The sequence below is a fragment of the Convivina praedatoris genome (assembly GCF_933208495.1).
Lineage (GTDB): Bacteria > Bacillota > Bacilli > Lactobacillales > Lactobacillaceae > Convivina > Convivina praedatoris.
This window is the reverse complement of the sequence record NZ_CAKOET010000016.1, coordinates 1-1188: the sequence shown is the minus strand read 5'-3', so window position 1 is coordinate 1188 and position 1188 is coordinate 1. Positions and strand designations below refer to the sequence as shown.

Annotated in this window: 3 protein-coding genes; all 3 read right to left on the bottom strand. The window is 38.1% G+C overall.

Annotated features, from left to right (window positions below):
• Entirely contained in the window at nt 1-411 is a 411-nt protein-coding gene (locus tag M4974_RS07815) for a RinA family protein (RefSeq protein ID WP_248706823.1), read from the bottom strand.
• A gap of 9 nt (nt 412-420) precedes the next feature.
• Nucleotides 421-861, bottom strand: a complete 441-nt coding sequence (locus tag M4974_RS07810) for a restriction endonuclease subunit S (RefSeq protein WP_248715911.1) — start codon at nt 859-861, stop codon at nt 421-423.
• Nucleotides 858-1188: N-6 DNA methylase (locus M4974_RS07805; RefSeq protein WP_248715910.1), on the bottom strand; the 331-nt coding region annotated here is incomplete at its 5' end. The genes M4974_RS07805 and M4974_RS07810, both read right to left, overlap by 4 nt.

Below are 1188 nucleotides of genomic sequence, written 5' to 3'. Positions count from 1 at the left end.
TTATCCACAAGGATTAAACATTGACTTACGCAAGTCTTTTTTTATCTTGTCTAACCGGCGCTTACATGTGCTCTGGTCTAAGTGCATTAATCGGCTAATTTGTTGCCATGACTTCGCTTTATCTCCTGGGGCATAGTGCCAAGCTAGCATTTGCTGATTATCTTTCTCTAACGTATGGACGTAGCTTCTAACAGCTTTAATTTGCGCCTCCCAGTACATAATCATGCGGTCTTGTTGAATACGGATCATGACATCTTCGACCGAATTTCTGTAAACATTTTGAAGGCGTCCCCCGCCAGTATTTTCGTCTGTGGTATGTATTCCTTTGATTTCAGCTATCCTAAAATTAATTTTTGACTGGATTTTATCTGAATAATAATCTTTAAAAACAGCGTCTATCTTGTCCGCCACGTTGTCCTCCTAAATGAACATCTTGCTTAGCATCCATTGCTTTTGATTTTTTAGTTGCTGATCGATTTGAATTCCCACTTCAATCTTGTCATCCAGATTAGAAAATAATTGAGCGATTGCTGCTTGTGTTTCACTGTTATGTAGCTGTACTTGAAAGTTGGCCAACTCATCAAACTGGATATTAATTCCTGTTGCAAACACATTCATGAATTGTTGAATATTTTTTTGTAAAACGATATTTAAATATCTTGGATTAACTCCAGCAATTGGAATAATGGCAACATCTTTAGTAGCTACCTCACTAGGTTGCTTTAAAAATCCTATTTGGCCCCGTGTTGCTGATATCTGTAATGTTGACGTTCCTGTTGGATATATATGACCAGCTTTAGCACGTTCATATTCAGCCACATCCGGCAGTGTTAAATTTTGAAAGTCGTAAGGGTCTATCATAGTAACTCCTGTTGTGCCTGTACCTGTTTACGTTTAGCCTTAGCATTTAAGTATGCCTTGAGTTTGTCTAGCTCCTGAGCGTCTTGTAGTGACTGAGTAGCAACCAAGGCGTTAACTGATAGAGATAACTCGCTGAACAATCGCTGTTCTTCTTTATCTAGTTCAGCCAACTCTTTAACATTCTGACCAATTGAGATAACTGGTTCTGGCTCAAACGTATCAACGTAACGGGGAATGTTTAAATTAAAATCATTCTCTACAAAATCTTCATAACTCACTACGCTAGCGTACTTATCAACATTCTTGCGTTCTTTGTAAGTGTTGATA